Below are 20,510 nucleotides of genomic sequence, written 5' to 3'. Positions count from 1 at the left end.
ATAGTTGTACAAAGATCAGTGCTATTAAAGGATAGCAAATCCAACCATGCCATCAAGTGTTTGAGGGCATGGTTGACACATTTAATTACTTTTTCTTACTTCTTAAAAGTGCTTCCAGGTAGTAATAATCGGCATAATTGATAGGCACATCAATTTCACTTTTGGCTGGACGGTGTCCGGTACTATGATCCAGAATAAAACCACCTTTTCCATTAACTGGTGCATGGTATGATTTACTTAAGCTGCTTAAAATAATATCTGCTTTCTTTTTGTAGAGCGGCAACTTAGCATAACCAGCTAATTCATAAAGAGCTGAGGCTGTAATAGCCGCGGCTGATACATCCCGAGAGGTATTGGGTATGGCAGGGTCATTGTAATCCCAATATGGCACAAGGTCTTTAGGAAGATTTGGATTATTCAGAATGAAGTTTGCAATATTTTTGGCCTGATTCAAGTAAAGAGTGTCTCCAGTTTCCCTAAAACATAATGTAAATCCGTACAAAGCCCATGCTTGTCCTCTAGCCCATGCAGATTCATCTGCGTAACCCTGATGGGTCATCTTTTTACGTACTTCACCAGTTTCAGGATCATAATCAACTACATGATAAGAGCTATAATCGGCCCTAAAATGATTTTTAATCGTGGTGTTTGCATGAGTAACCGCTAATTTATAAAAAGAAGAGTCTCCGGTGAGTTTGGTTACTTCAAACAAAAGTTCCAGATTCATCATGTTATCAATAATAACTGGATATTTCCACTGATTGCTATGCTGATCCCAGGAACGAATTAAACCTACTTTAGGGTTAAAACGGGTGGATAATGACTTGGCGGACTGGATAATGACATCTTTATATGCTTCATCCTGAGTTAAACGGTAGCCATTCCCATAACTGCAATACATCATGAAACCTAAATCGTGGGTGGTGGTATTAAACTGCTCCTTAGCTAGTTTTAGCGTATATTCTTTAGCGTTATCCAGCCACTTCTTATCACCTGTATATTCATACAGATACCAGAGCTCGCCTGGAAAGAATCCACTTGTCCAATCTCTTGAGTTGACTAATTTCAACTTACCGTCTGCAAATGTGCGTGGGGATACCTGATCAGGTTTCAGGTCCGCTTTTTTAATCTCTTGCAGCATATAGTCCGTTTGCCTTTGTGCAAAAACGAACTCCTTTTTAACGTTTACTTTTTGTGCATAAATAGTATTAACAAAAAGAAACAGTAGCAAGCCTATTGGGTATTTCATAATTAAAGGGTTTATAAGTCTAAAAATACGGTTTTTAAATCTTTTATTGCGGCAGCAACTGTAGCAGCACCATATGCTGAAAAATGTTTAGCACAAGCGATAACTGCATCTAGATTACCCAATCCTTTACCTTGAAAGCCTCTTACTCTGGCTCCGGCAATTAAAGATCACAGGTAGGTATCTTCTCCTGCGCCTTCCATGACTCTTCCCGATGCGGCAGCTTTTGTTGCTACAACCCTTGCCGATTGCTCAATTGCTTTCAAATCCCAGCTCGACGCTTCTGCAGGAGGAATTGGAAATTAACACGATCATCTATCCTTTAATTTGCATTTAAACATCTTCATATTATCTACTTCTTTAATTTATCATTCAGCATCTTTATATAAAATCCACCCACAACACTCCGTGCTGTAAAATTTAAACGCAGGGCATTCGTAGTTTCATGCCAATCACTCATAGGGACACGATCAGGCGTCTCCAATACATACTTGTAAACAGGTGCAATCAATGCTTCAAAGTCCTTTTGATCAGAAGCAAGCGTAGCCGTCCAGGTAATCCAATCCGATTTAGTATAGGTTTTACGACTATCTAAGGGAAGCCCATATTCCAACTGTTTCGTTAAGTAAAATTTGATCTCCTTATCATACACTTCATGAGGGAAAAGGCCAAGGATAAGCACCTTGTCCCATACCATATTATATTTCTGACTCCAGGTATCTTTATCATCAAATGTCAAGGCATAATGGTCGCCTGCATCTGCCAATAGCACCCATTTATTAGCCATCTCTTTAGCCATAACCGTATACTTTGCTCCCGTAGCCTGGTCACCCAACATATTGGCCATCATACCATAACCACCTAAAGCCACAATTGCCTTAATAGAAAGATTTGCATTCCTTGCAAGGTGACCTGCAAAATCATCTGTAGATAATTGATTAGCCGGATCAAACCCTTCTTTACTAAGATATTCCGCCCAGATCGTAAGCGTTTTCCAATGCTTCTTAGCATAATCAGCATTCCCTTCCACGCGCGCAATTGCAGCAGCAAGAATGATCATATTGCCTGATTCCTCAATAGGCATATCTTCACCATACGCCTGCCCATTAGCTAAAGGATAAGTACCTAAATCGTGCGACGAATAAGGTTTAGTCCACTTTCCGCTTTCACTATAATAGAATATGCCATTCATCATTCCTTTTACCAGATCAGGATTATAGATCAGGAACAAGGGTGCTGATGGATACGTAATATCTACTGTGCCAATTGAGCCATTACTAAAATTCTCTTTTGAAAGAAATAATATTTCTCCCTCTGGACTTTTTACTAGTTTATGAGCAGATATCGCTTGACGATAAGCCAATACACAAATTTGCGCGTAAGCATCACCACCACTCTTCAGGGCATCAGCGTATAGTTTCAAATCAAAATCAGCGCACTTTTGCATTACCGATTGATACTCATCCGCAGCTAAACTCAATTGGTGTTCTATAGTTTCATTACCCGTATGCCACCAAGGCCTTAAATTATTTTTAAAGTATTGAACCGAATACAAATCATCATAACCCAGCATGATAAATTGTTCTTTAGCTGTACTCCCAACCTTGCCTAAAGGGATCATGGTATTCAACATCAGCTTTTTGCCTTTCACTGCTGATGGAGTATTCGACGTTTTATTAAATACAGAATATAAGGCATCAGCAGATGCAGAAATTGTTTGAACACTTTTATATTGTGAAGGAACAGCCAGATACATATAACCCCAGTCAATCCTTACATCATCCCCCTTTCTGATGAGCATAGGCTGGTCAACCGTACCTGCTTTTAAAACCGAAAGTTCGTCTGCACTATAATGCGTAGCATCAACCTGTTGAAAAGCATTGTGTGTAGCAATAGTTGATGAAGCTCCAAAGTATAACTTGACATCATGCATACCACCATCATTTGCTACAACTTTCGTTGATAAATAGGAAACAGGTCTGGAAAGTAAATCCAGATCATCCATTAACAAAGGAGAAGTAAAGGTGACGGTTAAATCTACCTTTCCACAGGTAAACTGATAGATGGTTTGAGTAGCATTGAACTTAATACTTGTTTGTCGTGCATCAACAATCGTAAAAACATCTTTACCTACTGACTCTTGAACCAATCCTGCATCTAAATAGGAAGGACCACCAGTATTCACCGCATAAACGGCCAATACATTCTTTCCTTTTTTTAAGGTCTTCCTTATGGCTTCGTCAAGAGGTATATAAACAAATTTTTCTTCTAGTTTCTTTACATGGTATATCTCTTTTCCATTCAGGTATACAGTAGCATTATCATCATGCTGAATTTTAAGATATAGTGGGTTATTGCTAATCTGATCCAGTACAAACGTTCTTCTTATCCATACTTCATCACCGCGCCACAAGCTTATAGCCTGCCCCGGCACACTGCCTAAAGATCCTGCTCCTGTTTTCCATCCTTTATCGTTAAAGTCAGGTTTCATCCAACCATCCGCCGGTTTAGCTTCTGTAAAACTTAAAGGAAGTGTAAGCTCATCCGTAGTGGGCAAAATAGAATTATATACTTTTTCAGTTTTTCCTAAAAAGCTGTATATTTTCCCATCTACACCTATTAAACCTGTTAATGACTGGTTAGCACCAGTCCAGTGTTTTGTAGTACCTGTATTTAGGCTGTCTGATGACGACCAAATGCTAAAATATGGATCATGCGCCACCAATGGGTAAGCGGGAGCCATACGCTGCTGGCCGAAAACAGCTGAAAAACTAAAGCAAATTAGGAATATAATTCTTTTCATGTTAGTTTGCTAAAACGATTAAATAGTTTCGCAAATTAAGAACTTTATTTAATTATCCGCATTTATTTCAGCCACAATTTTGAGTGCATATGAATTAAAGCAAACATCTTGAAATCGCATACTTTTATAGAAATGAATTCTTACAGAGCAGTTAAGGCATGCTCTTGAGCTGAAAGACTTTAAAATCCCTTATTTCCTGCCACGACCAGGCTGACCTGAAAACGAAATATCCCTCCCTCAATGGTGAAAAATCTTCGAAGTGTACTTGTTTTTATTTTATACTCATGATCGGGCAATAACAGATACTCTTTCATTATTTAATTCAATTCTATAATGAATAGGATTATTTCTCTATTTTACCTTAGCTTTAGCATGAAATTTAACACACGCAAGACCTTCAACGGTATGAATACAATTTTAAATTCGAACCTAACCAATTAGATATGAAGAAAACGATTTACCTATTAACTATTAGTCTTCTGTTCTCCTTTCATGCTTTTTCACAGGACAAAATTTACAAGAAAAATGGAGATATAGTGGAAGCAAAAGTCATTGAAATTGCTGAGTCTGAGATCAAGTATAAAGTATTTACCGATCAGGATGGGCCTATTTATTCAGTAGATAAAGACCGGATTTCCAAAATAATTTACCACAATGGCAGAGAGGAGACCTATCAAAATAGCTTAAAAGACACCTCTCTTTATACGGGTCAGGCTAAAAAAGCGATTAAGTTGAACTTCCTATCTCCTTTAATAGGGTACACACAACTTAGCTATGAACAGAATTTAAAGCCTGGACGGAGCTATGAGCTCACTATGGGAATTATCGGACTTGGCAAACGTCAAAAAACAGAAGAGTACAACTATTACTCGGATGGCATATCCACATCAAACACGTATTACAGAAAAGCTGCAGGTGTTTTTCTTGGTGCAGGTTATAAGTTTATTAAACTCCCTAACTTTGTGCGAAACGGAGATAAATATAGCCATATCCTACAAGGCGCCTATGCAAAACCAGAACTTATTTTAGGAGGATATTCACAAGTTCCTGCAGAAAATTCCTTTTATGACCAATCAAATAATAGGATTGTGGAAAAGGAAACGGTATTATTCGGAGCATTTATTATTAACCTGGGTAAACAATGGATCCTGGGGGAATCTTTTCTTTTAGACCTTTACGGAGGGATAGGCTATGGCGCAGACAATGAAGATAACAGCACGTATGATAGCTACAACGGCAATCATTTCGGATTAAATATCGCCGGTGATAGCGGAATAGGATTCACTGGAGGCTTAAAAGTTGGTCTTTTGCTCAACAAAAAGAAAAATTAGCATCCTTAATTTTTACCGTGGAATACTTCTAAAAGATACCATTCAGAACCTCAACTATCCTAATCAACCAGGATAGTTTTTTTTTAACTTAAATCCTCAGACCATTTAGTACTCCTCTGACTAAATGGAATAAAAATCATATTTGATTAGAATCACTTATTAAAGCTTGTTTTTAGGTAAACCACGTTGTAACTTTGACCCAATACAAGAAAAATCTCCTATTTCAACCCTCATAATTATTATGAGGGATTAATGATCTTTAATTTCTTTTATAATTTAACTTCAATAAATAGATATGATCATTCAATGCGTAATAATATTCGGCTGTCTGGCATTGGGCGAATTAATTGTAAGTGTCACCGGATTGAAACTCCCCTCGAGCATTATTGGTTTAATTTTACTGACAGTCTTCCTGAAGATTGGTTGGGTAAAAATTAAGTGGGTAAAGGGAATTTCAGACTTTTTATCCTCTAATCTTGCTTTCTTTTTCGTACCCTCAGGCGTTGCAATCATGCTCTATCTCGATGTAATCCGGGATTCCTTCCTTCCTATAGTAGTTGCCGCTTTCGGAAGTACTATCATTATTCTGGCTGTAACCGGCTGGGTTCATCAGATTATTCGTAAAAAGCTATGAAAGCATTCTTAGAAGGGCACATATTCATCATCTCTTTTACCTTTTTAGTTTATTTCCTATCGCAAAGGCTGCAAAAGAAAACGAAACTGATCATACTGAACCCTATATTAGTCTCCATCATAATCATCATTGTTTTCTTATCTCTGCTGAAAATCAATTATGAAGTGTATCACGAGGGAAGCAAACTGATTGATTTTTTCCTTAAACCTGCTGTAGTCTCTCTAGGAGTACCGCTCTACCTGCAACTAGAGAAAATAAGAAAGCAAACATTACACATCTTTGTGTCTCAACTAGCAGGCTGTATTGCCGGTATTGTGAGTGTAGTCCTAATCGCAAAAGCAATGGGAGCTCCTCATGAAGTAATCTTGTCTTTAGCACCTAAATCCGTCACCACGCCTATCGCAATAGAGGTTTCAAAAGCAATCGGAGGTATTCCACCCCTCACCGCTTCTGTAGTTATCGTTGTTGGAATCTTCGGATCTATCTTTGGCTATGCGATAATGAAGTTATTTGGAATCAATAATCCCGTTTCCCAAGGTTTATCTATGGGCACGGCTGCTCATGCCGTAGGCACATCAAAGTCTATGGAAATCAGCCCTACTTTTGGAGCTTTCTCCAGTTTGGGACTGATTCTTAATGGTATTTTTACAGCGATCCTAACCCCTTATATTCTGGAATTATTGGGCTTCTGGATTAAATTTTAAAATAAATCTTCTACAGACAAATAACGTTCACCCGTATCATAGTTAAAAGTCAATATGATACTTCCTTCTGGAAATTCAACAGATTTTTTAGCAACTGCCGCTAATGATGCGCCCGTACTAATACCGGATAGAATTCCTTCTTCTTTGGCCAATCTACGTGTGTACTCATATGCCTCTTCTTTATTCACCTGAATCACTCCATCAAGAATATCCATATTCATAATAGAGGGAATAAAGCCAGCTCCAATACCCTGTAGCGGATGGGGGCCTGAATTTCCACCACTTAATACCGGTGAAAGAACTGGTTCAACTGCATACACTTTTATGGCAGGGAAATGAGCTTTTAATACTTCGGCCACACCTGTAATATGTCCACCAGTACCAACACCCGTAATCAGATAATCAATACCATCGGGAAAGTCAGTCACTATTTCCTGAGCTGTAGTTCTGCTATGTACCGATACGTTAGCCGGATTTTGGAATTGCTGAGGGATAAAAGCACCCTTAATTGAGGCAGCCAGTTCTGTTGCTTTTTCTATTGCACCTTTCATTCCTTTTTCACGAGGAGTAAGTACAAACTCTGCACCATAAGCCTGCATCAGTTTGCGACGCTCAACACTCATTGAATCAGGCATAACCAGGATCAATTTATACCCTTTCACTGCTGCTACCAAAGCCAAGCCAAGCCCTGTATTTCCTGAAGTGGGTTCAATGATAACACTTCCCTCGGTAAGGATACCTCTTTCTTCAGCGTCTTCGATCATTGCCAATCCAATCCGGTCCTTTAAACTTCCACCAGGATTGCTTTTTTCAAGTTTGATCCAAACTTGCTGTGTACCTCCAAAAAGTTTGTTCAAGCGAACATGAGGGGTATTGCCTATTGTGGTTAAAATATTTTGATGTTTCATAAATTTATTTTCAGATTCTAATGGATGATATGAAGTATATAAATTACGACGATTAAATCAGCCAAAACAAAGATATACTTTTAGTTAAGCGAGAAATGATGATGTTCGTCATGTAAAACGTATTCCATTATCAAAAAATTCCAATTTGGTTTATGATAAGTTCCTGCTCGTAGTTCCTAAAATTATCTAATCATCTTAAAATCAAAATCTTAAAATCAACAAACCATAAATTAATTAATTTCTTACTCGTAAAAAGCCGTAAAAGTAGACATAATGACACAGCTTTCTTTATGACCTGCATGTGATTGAACGTATAATGAAAGCAATATGAATCTAGCTTAAGTCCCACTTTATGACCTTTAAGTCGGACTTAAACTGGATTCATATTGCATTTTTACTGCTATCATTAAACATTTGTCTACATTTAGCCTACTCACTACCCTTGTTCAGAATGCAATATGAGGAACGTATAGTTCCATCTCAAGCTAAACGAATATACTGATCGTATAATGAAACTAATCTCTCTTTTTAGCTTCTTCGGCTTTCTTGGCTTTAATCTTATTAGTATAGTCTTTATACATCTGTTTCCAGCTTCGACCATTCGAATTAAGGTATAGTTCAGCCTTGGTCTTATAGATCTCAAATATGGCTGAAATTTGATTCATATTCTTATAATCGAGAGCTTGTTCGCGAGCCTGTTTCAAGAAATTCAAAATTGTATACTCTTCTGCAGCAGTTAAATTGGGAACAATAGCTTTATACCCGGCCATTGTAAAAGCTACTTTTCCGACTGTAAACCGATCCATAACGGCTTCAACCTGCGTTTCGCTTAATTCCTTACGTAGACTACTCATCAACTTTTCATGAACGGTTACTGGCATAACTGAGTTAGCAATTACTTGTCTATCGAGGTCAGAAAGCTTATTACCTGTTGCCGGATTTATTCCTGCAGGAACGGTTGTGTATGGGTGTTCATTATGCCAATCGCGGATAGTTTTCAAATGATCAACCACTGCTGCCTTTAGTCGAGCTCCTTTTGCCGCATCATTTAAATCTAAGCCGGCAATCCATTCTGCAGCTTTCTTTTCCTGATCTAAATCTGATTTAGCACGTATATCAGCAGTCATCGTGGTCTGTTGGGCTGGAGCCGACTGGCTTTGCGCATTAAAGGAAAATAGGGTAACAGCCAGAATAGCCATACCAAGAATTTGTACTTGCATTGTTCTTTTCATCATTATCTGTATAATTGGTCCGGGTTCATCCTTTCCCACTTTCCTGCTTTGAGCAAAATCAACCTGCTCATACTTACTCAGGAAAAAATTTCAGGTTACTAATTGATCAGATCAAAGATAATGCAACGGCAACCGGTATTGCTATACCATGTTTTCAATATACTATAATATGTTGTCCTAGGCATGAAGTAAAAAAAAATCCCCTCATACTATAATGAGGGGATTTTTTTAAATTTTAACCGAATTTCCATCAGAGTCAAGCTCCACTATTTCGTAACCTAGTTTTTCTAAACCCGGTTTAATAGTTGCTTTATCTCCCACCACGACAATACTCATTTTATCTATGGGAAGGTATTTTTTGGATAAGGCATTCACTTCATCCTTCGTAATGCTCTGCAAAATGATACTCTGCTGAGACACAAATCCAGGGTCTAAGTTATACCTGATAATATTATTCAGAAATGCAGCTTTCTGAAATGCGGTTTCATATTTACGCGCATCACTTTGACCCATTGCACTTTTTACAAATGCTAATTCCTGATCGGTGATGCCCGTTTCTTCAAAACTTTTAATTTCTTTCATGAACTCGACTATCGAGCTGTCGGTTACATCAGAACGAACTCCGGCATAGGCGGTATATGGACCAGCAGATTCAGAGCCTGAGAAATAAGAACCGGCACCATACGTGTAGCCCTTATCTTCGCGAAGGTTCAGGTTAATACGGCTGTTGAAGGCTCCTCCAAGGATGTAGTTCATGATATTTACCCGATAGAATTCTCCTGTTGCATCAAAAGGTAAAGCGATGTATCCGATCCTTATTTCAGATTGTGCTGCTTTGTCTTTGTTCACCAAAAAGATTTTTGTTTTTTCAATACTTGCTACTTTCGGTGTTGCAGGCATTTCTACCGGTTTGGCTTCCCATTTTGAAAGGAAACCTAACTTTGGCATAATTGTACTTTGGTCAATATCACCTACAATGACGAGGTTCGTAACAGTGGGTGAAAAGTTGTCGCGATAGAAGTTCTTTACATCATCCAATGTTAGGGTACTTACGCTTGCCGTTGTACCAATAACCGGGATAGAAAGAATATTGTCATTACCGTAAACTGTTTTATTGTACACATTGGCGGCTACAACCGATGCTTGAGTGCTTTGGTTGGCAATTGACTCTAATGTTTGCTTTTTCAATCGGTCAAAATCTGTTGAATCGAACCGTGGATTTAGCATCCGCTCCTCTAGCAGGGCAAGGGTAGCATCCAGGTTTTTGGTTAGCGACTGCATGGATACGGTCATCTGATCAGCACCAGCACTAAAATTAATAGAAGAACCCAGTTTATCCAACTGGCTGCTCAATTCTTCGGAGCTGTATTTTTTTGATGATTCATTCAACATAGAAGCTGTAAGCATGGCGATACCTGCCTTACCTGGGTTTTTAGCTTCTAGTTTATGACCTCCTTTAACTAAAAACAGCATAGATACCGTTGGAACTTCATCATTTTTAGTACCAATAACTTTGATTCCATTTCCGGCCTTATCATTCCAGAAAGGAGGCACTTTGATGACGGGGTTTGCACCAGATCCAGGGCGTTTCTTGCGGTCGAATGTATCAGTCGCTTTTACATATTTCAAACCTGCATATTGATCCTTCGGAGGAGTATAACCGGAAGAATCGACCTGGAAGTTATCTGCATGTGCAACATCTGCAGATTTACCTTTAGGTACTACACTTAAAATTACAGCGTGTTTACCTTTAATATATTTGGCATAAACACGCATCACATCTTCGCGCGTTACCGCTTTATAACGCTTCAGATCATTCGGTAAGAAATTAGGGTTGCCAGTAAAAACCTGGTAATTGGCAAGAATAGAGGTTTTACCATCTACACTGGATAACTGGTTAATTTCATTGGCTTCATAAGACACCTTAAAACGGGTAAGCGCATCCTCTGAGACACCTGTCTTTTCGAATTCAAGTAAGGATTCTCTTATTATTTTCTCCATCTCAGCAAGGGTCTGACCAGGGAACGGCAAGGCCGAAATGCTAAATTCACCTGCCAATTCAGTGCATGGGTGTTGTGATCCGGCTTGAACTGCTTTTTGGCTTTTCACTAAATTTTTGTACAAGATTGAATTTTTACCCTGTCCTAGTATTTCGGCCAACAAATCTAAGGGAACTTCATCAGGATGAAAGTTTGGCACCGTAGGGAAGGTCATTTGAAGTAATGGAAAACGGATATTGTCTTCATAAGAAATATACTTATCCTGAGTTAATACAGGAGCGGGTAATTCCATATCTTTAACTTCTACGCCCTTATTGATGGGGCCGAAGTATTTCTCTGCTAATTTGACAACCTGAGCTGGGGTAACGTCCCCGCCAACAGTTAATGTAGCGTTATTAGGACCGTACCAGCGTAAGAAAAAGTTTTTCAGGTCTTGTACGTTTCCGCGATTCAAGTCTCTCAAATAGCCAATGGTGGTCCAGGAATATGGATGACCGTAAGGATATAAAGCTGCTGAGTTTTTTTCAAATACTAATCCGTAGGGACGGTTGTCGTAGTTTTGACCACGCTCGTTTTTAACTGTAGCACGTTGTATTTCAAACTTCTTTTGGGTAACGGCATTCATTAAAAAGCCCATACGGTCTGCTTCTAACCATAAAGCGGTTTCGAGTTGGTTACTTGGCAATGTCTCAAAATAATTCGTGCGGTCGCGATTTGTTGATCCATTTAAGTCACCACCGGCTTCAGAAACGATTTTAAAATGTTCTTCGTCCGCTACGTTATCTGATCCCTGAAACATCATATGTTCGAAAAAATGCGCAAAACCTGACTTTCCAACTTCCTCACGTGCTGAGCCTACATGATAGGTTACGTCCACATGTACGATGGGGTCAGAATGATCTTCATGAACGACTACGGTTAGACCATTGGGAAGGAGGTACTTCTCGTATGGGATAACCAGTTCATCGCCTTTCCGAACTACCTTTTCGACCAGTTTAGTTTTTGCCGGTGTCTTTTGTGCTTGAACCTGAGATTGACAGGTTAATATGCTGAGGAAACATAAGGCTAATTTATAACGTTTAAGCATGAGAGATAAAATTTAGTATAGTGTTATTTGAATTATAGAGGGAAACCCAGGTTGCTAAATCACAAATACATTTCAAAGTATAATTTTAATGAATTTTAAAGATTCAAACCATAAAATTCTAAAATAAATATACCGTTTTAAAGTTTTCGATTGAATCAAGTCAGTATTAAACAAAAAAAGCCGATCTTATCAGGTCAGCCTATATACTTTACATAAAGAATAAATGATTAAAAGGGATCTATCTTCGGATTTGAATCTTTATCACTTCTTTTTGTATCATCTAACCGGATATCATCAGGGTTTGATTGCTCTTCATCCTCATTGATGGTGCCAAACATGGTTTTATTTTTATAAGGATCTTCATTAAGCAGGTTTTCATCTGCTGTTTGCCATGTATCTCCAATTGTTTCTTTATTGATATCCCCTTCTTGAAAATCCGAATCTACTAGTGCATCACTGGATCTTGGCGTTTCGGTAAAACCTCTTTCTGAAGAGATGGCTTCGTCGTCAAAACTTTGTGCCAGAGGGATCGTCTCCTTATCTTGAGGAACCCTGCGGTTGCCATAGAAATTTTCTTCGTTGAAATGGTCGTGCGTATAGAAGTCGGTTGCATTGTAGGCCAATGCATCACCAACCGCCGTTCCTGCCAGAATACTTCTGATAAGCGATTCTGTGATTGGCGTCACATTCCCCTTTTCATATGCAGGGAGTGCAAAAATTTGGTCTGTAGTGACATGAGGCAAAACTACCTCGTCATCCTGTTCATGCAGCTCTGCAAGTCCTATTGGAATTAAAACAGGACCTTCGTTTTTCGCATCAGGTTTAGTGTCAAGCAGACTTGATCCTGGATCATCAAGATTTACAACCAGATAGCGTACTTTGCGTGATTCCGGATCAAAGAGCAATTCCTCTACCTCACCAATCTTCTGTCCTTGTTCATTAACCACATTCCAGCTTATTACATTAGGCTGTCCGTCTACAATTTCAAAATCACTTCCACCCAATTCAATCAGATGCTTATTTCCATTTATTTGATCATCTAAAGCCATCATTTCTATTTTTTAGAGTATTAATAATTCGTATTTATTGATTTACGGCCTTTCCCGCGAATACTACAATTTGTACACTTCTATTTTGTTTTCTTCCTAATGCGCTTGCATTGTCGCTCACTGGTCTAGATTCGCCTAAAGAATGAACTGATATTTTATCTTCCGGAATAGAAGCATTTTTTATCATCCAGCTCTTTACTGCTTCTGCCCTTTCGGCTCCAAGTTGCTTATTATGTCCAGCCGTTCCGGTTGAATCTGTGCTTCCATAAATCCCTATAGCCGCGCCTTTAAAGCGTTTGTCTAATGATGCCGTTATTTGTTTCAACTTAGCGGTCGCGCTTTCCTGTAATGCATTCTGGTCTGTCGCAAAAAGAACATTTTCCCCTAGTGTGTAAATGGTGTATGCATCGTTCCCACTTACTGAAATGTCCTGGTCGGTTACCTCATCATAAGACGATTTAGGTGCGTTGAAGTCCACACTGCCCCAATCGGGTTCTGTAGTAGCCAATACATTTGCGTCATTCATACTGGTAATTGCAGTAGAGTCTCCAGGGCCGACTTTCACATTTTCCTTGTCACATCCTTTGAAGAAGAAGAATAAGATTGCCAAAGCAATCAGAGCAAGTACAATCCAGATCCAGCTTGAATTTGATCGCTTGGGTTGAACATTCAGTTCTGCCATGTTTTTAATGTTTAAGTTTTAAATAGGGTTGGACACATTTTAAAAGGAATGTCCTGCGAAATGTAAAGAGCTATTTAATAAAAATGTTTTATTAAAAACAAAACTGTGTACAGGCATTCTGAGCTGCGTGTCAAGTTGATTATTCAATATACCTCTACTTTTGAATAAATGCGAATACTGACATTACTTTGATGGATATATCAAAATGTAGTAATACTTTTGCTTAACACTGTTAGATTATTTACACTGTACATTCAAATGGCTAGTAAAGATAGAATTCAAAGACTTAAGGAAGACACCCGATGCAATATTCTTGAAGCTGCCTTAGAAATTGTAAATGAAGACGGATGGCAAGCTTTGAGCATGCGAAAGATTGCAGATAAGATTGAATACACTGCTCCCATCATTTATGAATACTTCTCCAATAAAGAAGGTATTTTATTAGAGTTGACACGCAAAGGGAATATAATACTGTTACAGGAATTCAAAGCGGCAAAGGCTCAACATAACTCCGCAGAAAAACAGCTTGAAGCAATGTGGATCGCTTACTGGAATTTCGCATTTACAAATCAACAATTATATAAGTTGATGTTTGGTGTGGATACTAACTGTTGCGAAACAAAGACGATGCTAGCTGAGGTTGTAGAAATCAGGAAACTGGTTCAAGATTCAATCGCAGAGATAATGACTTCAAATCCACCATCTGAAGAAGTAATATGCAGAAAATACTATACATTCTGGTCTATCATTCATGGATTAATCTCAATTAATTTAGTACAAAAAGGGACAAACGAAGAAATGAATCAACACATTTTAAAAGATGCAATTAAGGGCATTATTAAATCAATAAACGACTAATATTTTTTTTATGGAGTACTTAACACTGTTAAATTATCTATTCACTATAAGTTCAAACTCAAGAAGAAGAGTTTCCCATTCAATAAACCTTTTTTTGCATCATCACTTAACAGTGTTAAGTAGTTATACACACGTTAAGAAACTCTCTTCCATCAAGTAAGCATCAATAATTAAAAAAATTTACTAAACCCCTTAACACTGTTAAACAATTGAATATCGTTATGAAAACTACAATCCTCCTATCCCTATTTTTAGCCGGCTGTGCTGGCAAAACCCCGCAAGTTGAGGCACCTGCACCGCAGTCCCTTCCTGTAGTATCAATCAAAAGCAGTACGGAGACTACTTATACTGAATATCCGGCTGCAATACAAGGAGCTGTAGATCTGGAAATACGTCCACAAGTATCAGGCGTACTGGATAAGATCTATGTAAATGAAGGCGCTTTAGTTAAAAAAGGAGATCCACTTTTTAAATTAAATGGGCTTTCTTTTAAAGAAGCATTAAATAATGCTCAGGCTTCATTGCTTGCAGCTCAGGCATCAGTGACGAATGCCCGAATTGAAATTGACAAGTTAACCCCTTTAGTGAAAAACAAAGTTGTTTCAGATTTCCAGCTAAGAAGTGCACAGGCGACTTATGAATCGGCACAAGCCAGAGTAAAACAAGCTAGAGCTGAGGTTGCGGCAGCAAACATCAATTTAGATTATACACTCATCAAAGCGCCGGTTAACGGCTATGTAGGTCTGTTGCCCAAAAAACAAGGAAGTTTAGTATCTACTACAGATCCTCTACCATTAACGCAGCTTTCCGATGTGCATGAGGTACATGTTTACTTTTCATTGGGAGAAGATGATTTTGCAGACTTTAATACAGAACACCCCGGGGGAACGTTAGCCGAAAAATTGAAGGGACTACCTGGTGTATCTCTTGTTTTATCGAATAATAGTGTATATCCACAAGAAGGAAAAATCGACATGGTGGACGGACAGTTTGATAAGCAAACCGGTTCTATTCTACTGAGAGCTACTTTCGCTAATCAACAAGGTTTGTTAAGATCTGGTAATACGGGTAAAATCAGACTTAGTCTGCAACATCAGAATACGTTGCTGATACCACAGGCATCGACTGTAGAAGTACAGGATAAGATGTTTGTCTTTACCGTTGACAAGTCCAATAAAGTAAGTAAGCGACCTATAACTGTTTCAGGCACTAGCGGCACAAACTATCTGGTAAATAACGGATTAGCTTCCGGTGATAGGATTGTCGTAGATGGAATAGACAAAATAAAAGAAGGAGATATCATCCAACCGCAAGTATTTACAGCAGAAAATAACAAAACTGCATCAAGATAATATACCAACATCATGTTTAAAAAATTTATAGACAGACCCGTCTTAGCAACAGTCATCTCCATTTTACTGGTGATACTTGGCGTACTTGGATTACTGAAGTTGCCTTTACAACAATTCCCGGATATTGCACCTCCTGCGGTTCAGGTAACGGCTCTATATCCTGGTGCAAATGCAGAAACAGTTTTACGTTCAGTAGCGCCATCTTTGGAAGAATCGATTAACGGGGTAGAAGACATGAGTTACATGAGCTCTACTGCCAGTAACGATGGTTCTTTAGTGATCACGGTGTATTTTAAGTTGGGAACGGATCCCGATCAGGCAGCCGTAAATGTTCAAAACCGTGTATCTCAGGCAACAAGTCAACTTCCTGCAGAGGTTATTCAAGCAGGGGTTACCACGGCTAAACAGCAGAATAGTCTAATCATGGTGCTGAGTATGTTCACAGACGATGAGAAGAGCTATGACCAGACTTTTATGGCTAACTATGCGGCAATCAACCTTATTCCTGAAATTAAACGTATTCAGGGTGTTGGTCAGGCTGTTATTTTCGGTGGGAGTAAAGATTACTCCATGCGTGTTTGGCTTAACCCGGCTCAGATGGCTACTTATAATCTGGTCCCAAATGATGTGATCTCAAAAATAAAAGATAAGAATCTGGAAGCAGCTCCAGGTATGTTTGGAGAAGGCAGCAAGAATGCTTTTCAATATGTGTTGAAATACAAGGGTAAGTTGACTAAACCGGCTGAATATGAAAACATCATTATTCGTTCTAACTCGGATGGCTCATTTTTGCGACTTAAAGATGTAGCTAGAATCGAGTTTGGGTCTTATACGTATTCGAGTTTAACTCGTATTGATGGTAAGGCAGGGTTGAATATAGCTGTACAGCAGCTAAGTGGCTCAAACGCGAATGAAATTCAGATTGCGGTTGAAAAGTTTATGCAGAAAGCTGAAAAAGACTTTCCAAAAGGCGTTAAGTATATAGTTCTTTACAGTACTAAAGTCTCTCTGGATCAGTCTATCGAACAAGTTATTCATACATTGATTGAGGCTTTTATATTGGTATTTCTTGTTGTATTCATCTTTCTACAAGATTTCAGGTCCACACTTATCCCTGCCATTGCGGTTCCGGTAGCTATACTGGGGACGTTTTTCTTCATGAACCTTTTCGGGTTTTCTATTAATCTATTGACGTTGTTTGCACTGGTATTAGCCATTGGAATTGTGGTCGATGATGCCATTGTGGTTGTGGAGGCCGTGCATTCCAAGATGCATCATAAGAATTTGGCGCCAAAACCAGCTACAGCAGCTGCAATGCATGAGATTACAGGTGCAATCATCTCCATTACGTTGGTTATGAGTGCGGTATTTTTACCTGTAGGTTTCATGGAAGGTTCAACTGGTGTATTCTATAGACAATTCGCCTTTACACTGGCCATAGCGATTGTAATCTCAGCAGTTAATGCATTGACATTAAGTCCTGCCTTATGCGCCTTATTTTTGAAAGAGGTTCCTTCTACAGACTCCTCCAGCACAGTCAAAAGAAACTTTAAAGAAAAGTTCTTCGCAGGATTTAACAAAAGTTTTGATTCACTGACTCAAAGATATGTAGGCAGCTTACGGTTCCTGATCCGTTCTAAATGGATTGGACTGGCGGGTTTGGCTATCGTTGTGCTTGCAACCGTATGGATGGTAAAGAAAACGCCAACAGGATTTATTCCTTCAGAAGATCAAGGCTTCATAGCTATTGCCATGTCAACACCTGCCGGTGCTTCATTGGAAAGAAGTACAGAAGTAGTGAAGAAAGCGGAAGACTTGCTAAGACCATTACCTTTTACTAAGGTATTCAACGGGTTATCCGGTTTTAGTCTCCTTACTTCATCTACAAGTCCTTCAGCAGGAAGTTTATTTATTTTGCTTAAGCCTGCAAAGGAACGTGGTGATGTTAAAGATATTACAGCCATTATGAACATAGTAAGGGGAAAGCTGGCTACGATTAAAGGTGCTAATTTCTTTGTCTTTACCTTCCCTACTGTGCCGGGCTTTAGTAATATCGACGGACTAGACCTTGTATTGCAGGATAAAACAAGTGGTAAACTAGACCGTTTCAGCGGCATCGCTAATAACTTTATCGCAGAACTGATGAAGCGTCCAGAAATAGCAGTGGCTTTTACTTCCTTTAAAGCGGACTACCCGCAACTGGAAATGGAACTGGACGATAACAAAGCAGAACAGCTGGGGGTGTCGACAAAAGATATACTGCAAACTTTGCAGGGTTATTTTGGAAGTGCCCAGGCATCTGATTTTAACAGATTTGGGAAGTACTATAGGGTGATGGTACAGGCTGATATAGATAATCGTGCTGATCCTTCTTCTATGGATGGTGTTTTCGTTAAAAATAAGGATGGCGAAAATGTACCCATAAACACTTTAATTAAACTTAAACGTGTATATGGCACAGAAACAGCGTCACGTTACAACCTGTTTAATTCAATAGGCGTCAACGCAATACCAAAACCTGGATTCAGTTCTGGTGATGCGATCCGGGCAGTAGATGAAGTGGCTGCACAGCAATTGCCGTCTGGATTCTCTCATGAATTCTCCGGAATTACTAAGGAAGAAATTACATCAGGAGGTCAGTCGGTTATCATTTTCCTACTGTGTCTTGTATTTGTGTATTTCCTTTTAGCGGCTCAATATGAAAGTTATATACTTCCATTAGCCGTGATCCTTTCTATCCCTACAGGTATCTTTGGTGTATTCATAGCAATAAGCTTAACCGGGATTGAAAACAATATTTATGTTCAGGTCGCATTGGTCATGCTGATCGGCCTGCTGGCTAAAAATGCCATTCTGATTGTGGAGTTCGCTGTCCAGCGAAGAAGAGCAGGTAAGTCACTTGTTGCCTCATCATTGGAAGCTGCGAAATTAAGATTACGCCCGATTATTATGACTTCACTGGCATTTGTGGTAGGACTAATACCGATGATGCGTGCAACCGGACCTTCTGCACTGGGTAACCATTCCATAAGTATTGGTGCTGCAGGAGGAATGATCACAGGAGTTATTCTTGGTCTTTTCATTATCCCGGTGCTCTTTGTCATCTTCCAATATCTACAAGAAAAAATCACTGGTAATCCAGCACACAAGATCACTAAGGAACACTTAGGATCCATTGAAACAACAAATAGCATTAAAGAATATGATATCGTTTAGAAATATATCGCTTGCCGTTATAGCCCTGCTTCTAACAGCAAGCGGCTGTACGGTCTCTCAAAATGTAGCAAGGCCTTCCAATATGTTGCCTCAGGGTTACAGGAATGGCTTGGCCACAAATGCAGATACATCACGTATTGCAAACAGGCCCTATAAAGATTTTTTCAGGGAGCCTATGATTAAAGAGCTGATTGATACAGCGCTGGTGAAAAATTATGATATGCAGATTGCATTGAAAAATATAGAATCAGCATCATTGATTCTTAGACAATCAAAATGGGGTAATGTTCCTGAGGTTAATCTACGGATAACTGCTAATTCCAACAGGCCCTCTGATAATAGCTTGAATGGATTAACGATTGGTCAGTTTTCGAATGCCAAACATATTGAGGACTATACTGCATCGTTGGGTTTAAGCTGGGAAGCCGATATCTGGAAGAAGATTGCCAATCAGCGGAATCTGGCAGGCGCTTCTTATCTGCAAAGCACAGAGGCCCGCAAAGCTGTAAAAACCAGGTTAGCCTCTAATATCGCACAGGGGTTTTACAGATTGGTGATGCTGGACACGCAAATTGAAATTGCCCAGAAAAACCTGGCCTTAAATGATAGTACACTGAATATAATCAAGCTGCAGTTTAATGCCGGACAAGTGACCTCTTTAGCGGTCCAACAAGCTGAAGCACAGCAATTATTAGCTGCCGGCATAGTTACACAATTGCAGCAAAACATCATTTTAGAAGAGAACGCATTGAGCGTTCTCAGCGGATCTTTTCCTCAACAGATCTTACGTAAAGGGAAATTAAATGATATGATTCTTCCTTCGGAGATCAATACAGGGGTTCCGGCCGAAATGCTTAGTCTTCGGCCGGATGTGCGGATTGCTGAACTGGAATTGGTTAAGGCAAATGCCAGAACAGGTATTGCTAAGGCGAGTATGTACCCTTCATTGGTTATTACAGCAACTAGCGGTCTCAATACATTCACAGCAAGCAACTGGTTTACTATCCCCGCTTCCTTATTTGGAGTGGTTGGAGCCGGGATAGCACAACCTCTTTTGCAGCGTAAACAACTAAGAACACAGTATCAGGTGGCTATGATTGACCGTGACCGGACTGTTCTTGCATTCAGGTCAACTGTTTTGAATGCCGTTGCTGAAGTTTCTGATGAACTAGTTAAGATTGAGAAGTTAAAGGAGCGGTATGCTTTTGCCGAGCAAAGGGTTAAAGTTGTTCAGAGTGGACTGAAGAACGCTAACCTACTATTCAGCAGTGGTATGGCTAATTATCTGGAAGTAATTACAGCGCAAAGTAATGCACTGCAAAGTGAACTGGATCTTGCTGAAGTTAAAAATGCGCAACTGAATGCAGGGGTTGCGCTTTATAGAGCTTTAGGGGGCGGATGGAACTGA

General features: G+C 39.3%; 15 protein-coding genes. 7 read left to right on the top strand and 8 right to left on the bottom strand.

Features of this window, described 5'->3' with window-relative positions; all coding sequences use genetic code 11:
• Window positions 1-85 precede the first annotated feature (85 nt).
• From BFL47_RS04035 to BFL47_RS20340, 3 genes are all read right to left on the bottom strand, one after another.
• Complete coding sequence (locus BFL47_RS04035) at window positions 86-1,249, bottom strand: glycoside hydrolase family 88 protein (protein WP_069658527.1); 1,164 nt, start codon at window positions 1,247-1,249, stop codon at window positions 86-88.
• 349 nt (window positions 1,250-1,598) lie between these two features.
• Complete coding sequence (locus tag BFL47_RS04030; protein WP_069658526.1) at window positions 1,599-4,049, bottom strand: glutaminase family protein; 2,451 nt, start codon at window positions 4,047-4,049, stop codon at window positions 1,599-1,601.
• Window positions 4,050-4,228: 179 nt separating this feature from the next.
• A complete protein-coding gene (locus BFL47_RS20340) occupies window positions 4,229-4,363 on the bottom strand; it encodes a hypothetical protein (RefSeq protein WP_262482879.1) in 135 nt (44 codons plus the stop codon).
• Window positions 4,364-4,492: 129 nt separating this feature from the next.
• Between BFL47_RS20340 and BFL47_RS04025 the strand changes: the two genes are divergently transcribed.
• The 3 genes from BFL47_RS04025 (at window position 4,493) to BFL47_RS04015 (ending at window position 6,718) form a co-directional block, all read left to right on the top strand.
• On the top strand, window positions 4,493-5,380 hold the full coding sequence (locus BFL47_RS04025; protein WP_069658525.1) for a hypothetical protein: 888 nt from the start codon (window positions 4,493-4,495) through the stop codon (window positions 5,378-5,380).
• Window positions 5,381-5,675: 295 nt separating this feature from the next.
• Window positions 5,676-6,014: a CidA/LrgA family protein gene (locus tag BFL47_RS04020; RefSeq protein ID WP_069658524.1), complete on the top strand. Its 339-nt coding sequence runs from the start codon at window positions 5,676-5,678 to the stop codon at window positions 6,012-6,014.
• Window positions 6,011-6,718: an LrgB family protein gene (locus BFL47_RS04015; RefSeq protein ID WP_069658523.1), complete on the top strand. Its 708-nt coding sequence runs from the start codon at window positions 6,011-6,013 to the stop codon at window positions 6,716-6,718. Before BFL47_RS04020 ends, BFL47_RS04015 begins: the two co-directional genes overlap by 4 nt.
• Here BFL47_RS04015 and cysK read toward each other — a convergent pair.
• The 5 genes from cysK to BFL47_RS03990 form a co-directional block, all read right to left on the bottom strand.
• On the bottom strand, window positions 6,715-7,626 hold the full coding sequence (gene cysK, locus BFL47_RS04010) for a cysteine synthase A (protein ID WP_069658522.1): 912 nt from the start codon (window positions 7,624-7,626) through the stop codon (window positions 6,715-6,717). The genes BFL47_RS04015 and cysK overlap by 4 nt on opposite strands.
• 515 nt (window positions 7,627-8,141) lie before the next feature.
• Window positions 8,142-8,861: a DUF3826 domain-containing protein gene (locus tag BFL47_RS04005; protein WP_245681300.1), complete on the bottom strand. Its 720-nt coding sequence runs from the start codon at window positions 8,859-8,861 to the stop codon at window positions 8,142-8,144.
• A gap of 225 nt (window positions 8,862-9,086) precedes the next feature.
• The gene (locus BFL47_RS04000; RefSeq protein WP_069658521.1) at window positions 9,087-11,945 is read right to left on the bottom strand and encodes a M16 family metallopeptidase; all 2,859 of its coding nucleotides are present in this window, start codon (window positions 11,943-11,945) and stop codon (window positions 9,087-9,089) included.
• 227 nt (window positions 11,946-12,172) lie between these two features.
• Complete coding sequence (locus tag BFL47_RS03995) at window positions 12,173-12,997, bottom strand: PRC-barrel domain-containing protein (protein WP_083256997.1); 825 nt, start codon at window positions 12,995-12,997, stop codon at window positions 12,173-12,175.
• Between the two features lie 31 nt (window positions 12,998-13,028).
• The gene (locus BFL47_RS03990) at window positions 13,029-13,676 is read right to left on the bottom strand and encodes an OmpA family protein (protein ID WP_069658519.1); all 648 of its coding nucleotides are present in this window, start codon (window positions 13,674-13,676) and stop codon (window positions 13,029-13,031) included.
• Between the two features lie 258 nt (window positions 13,677-13,934).
• Between BFL47_RS03990 and BFL47_RS03985 the strand changes: the two genes are divergently transcribed.
• The 4 genes from BFL47_RS03985 (at window position 13,935) to BFL47_RS03970 (ending at window position 20,510) form a co-directional block, all read left to right on the top strand.
• A complete protein-coding gene (locus BFL47_RS03985; RefSeq protein WP_069658518.1) occupies window positions 13,935-14,534 on the top strand; it encodes a TetR/AcrR family transcriptional regulator in 600 nt (199 codons plus the stop codon).
• A 221-nt stretch (window positions 14,535-14,755) separates the two neighbouring features.
• A complete protein-coding gene (locus BFL47_RS03980) occupies window positions 14,756-15,886 on the top strand; it encodes an efflux RND transporter periplasmic adaptor subunit (RefSeq protein WP_069658517.1) in 1,131 nt (376 codons plus the stop codon).
• A 12-nt stretch (window positions 15,887-15,898) separates the two neighbouring features.
• Window positions 15,899-19,102: an efflux RND transporter permease subunit gene (locus BFL47_RS03975; RefSeq protein WP_069658516.1), complete on the top strand. Its 3,204-nt coding sequence runs from the start codon at window positions 15,899-15,901 to the stop codon at window positions 19,100-19,102.
• Complete coding sequence (locus BFL47_RS03970) at window positions 19,089-20,510, top strand: efflux transporter outer membrane subunit (protein ID WP_069658515.1); 1,422 nt, start codon at window positions 19,089-19,091, stop codon at window positions 20,508-20,510. Before BFL47_RS03975 ends, BFL47_RS03970 begins: the two co-directional genes overlap by 14 nt.

This window comes from Arcticibacter eurypsychrophilus (assembly GCF_001730525.1).
Classification (GTDB): Bacteria; Bacteroidota; Bacteroidia; order Sphingobacteriales; family Sphingobacteriaceae; genus Arcticibacter; species Arcticibacter eurypsychrophilus.
This window is presented reverse-complemented; position numbering and strand designations above follow the sequence as displayed.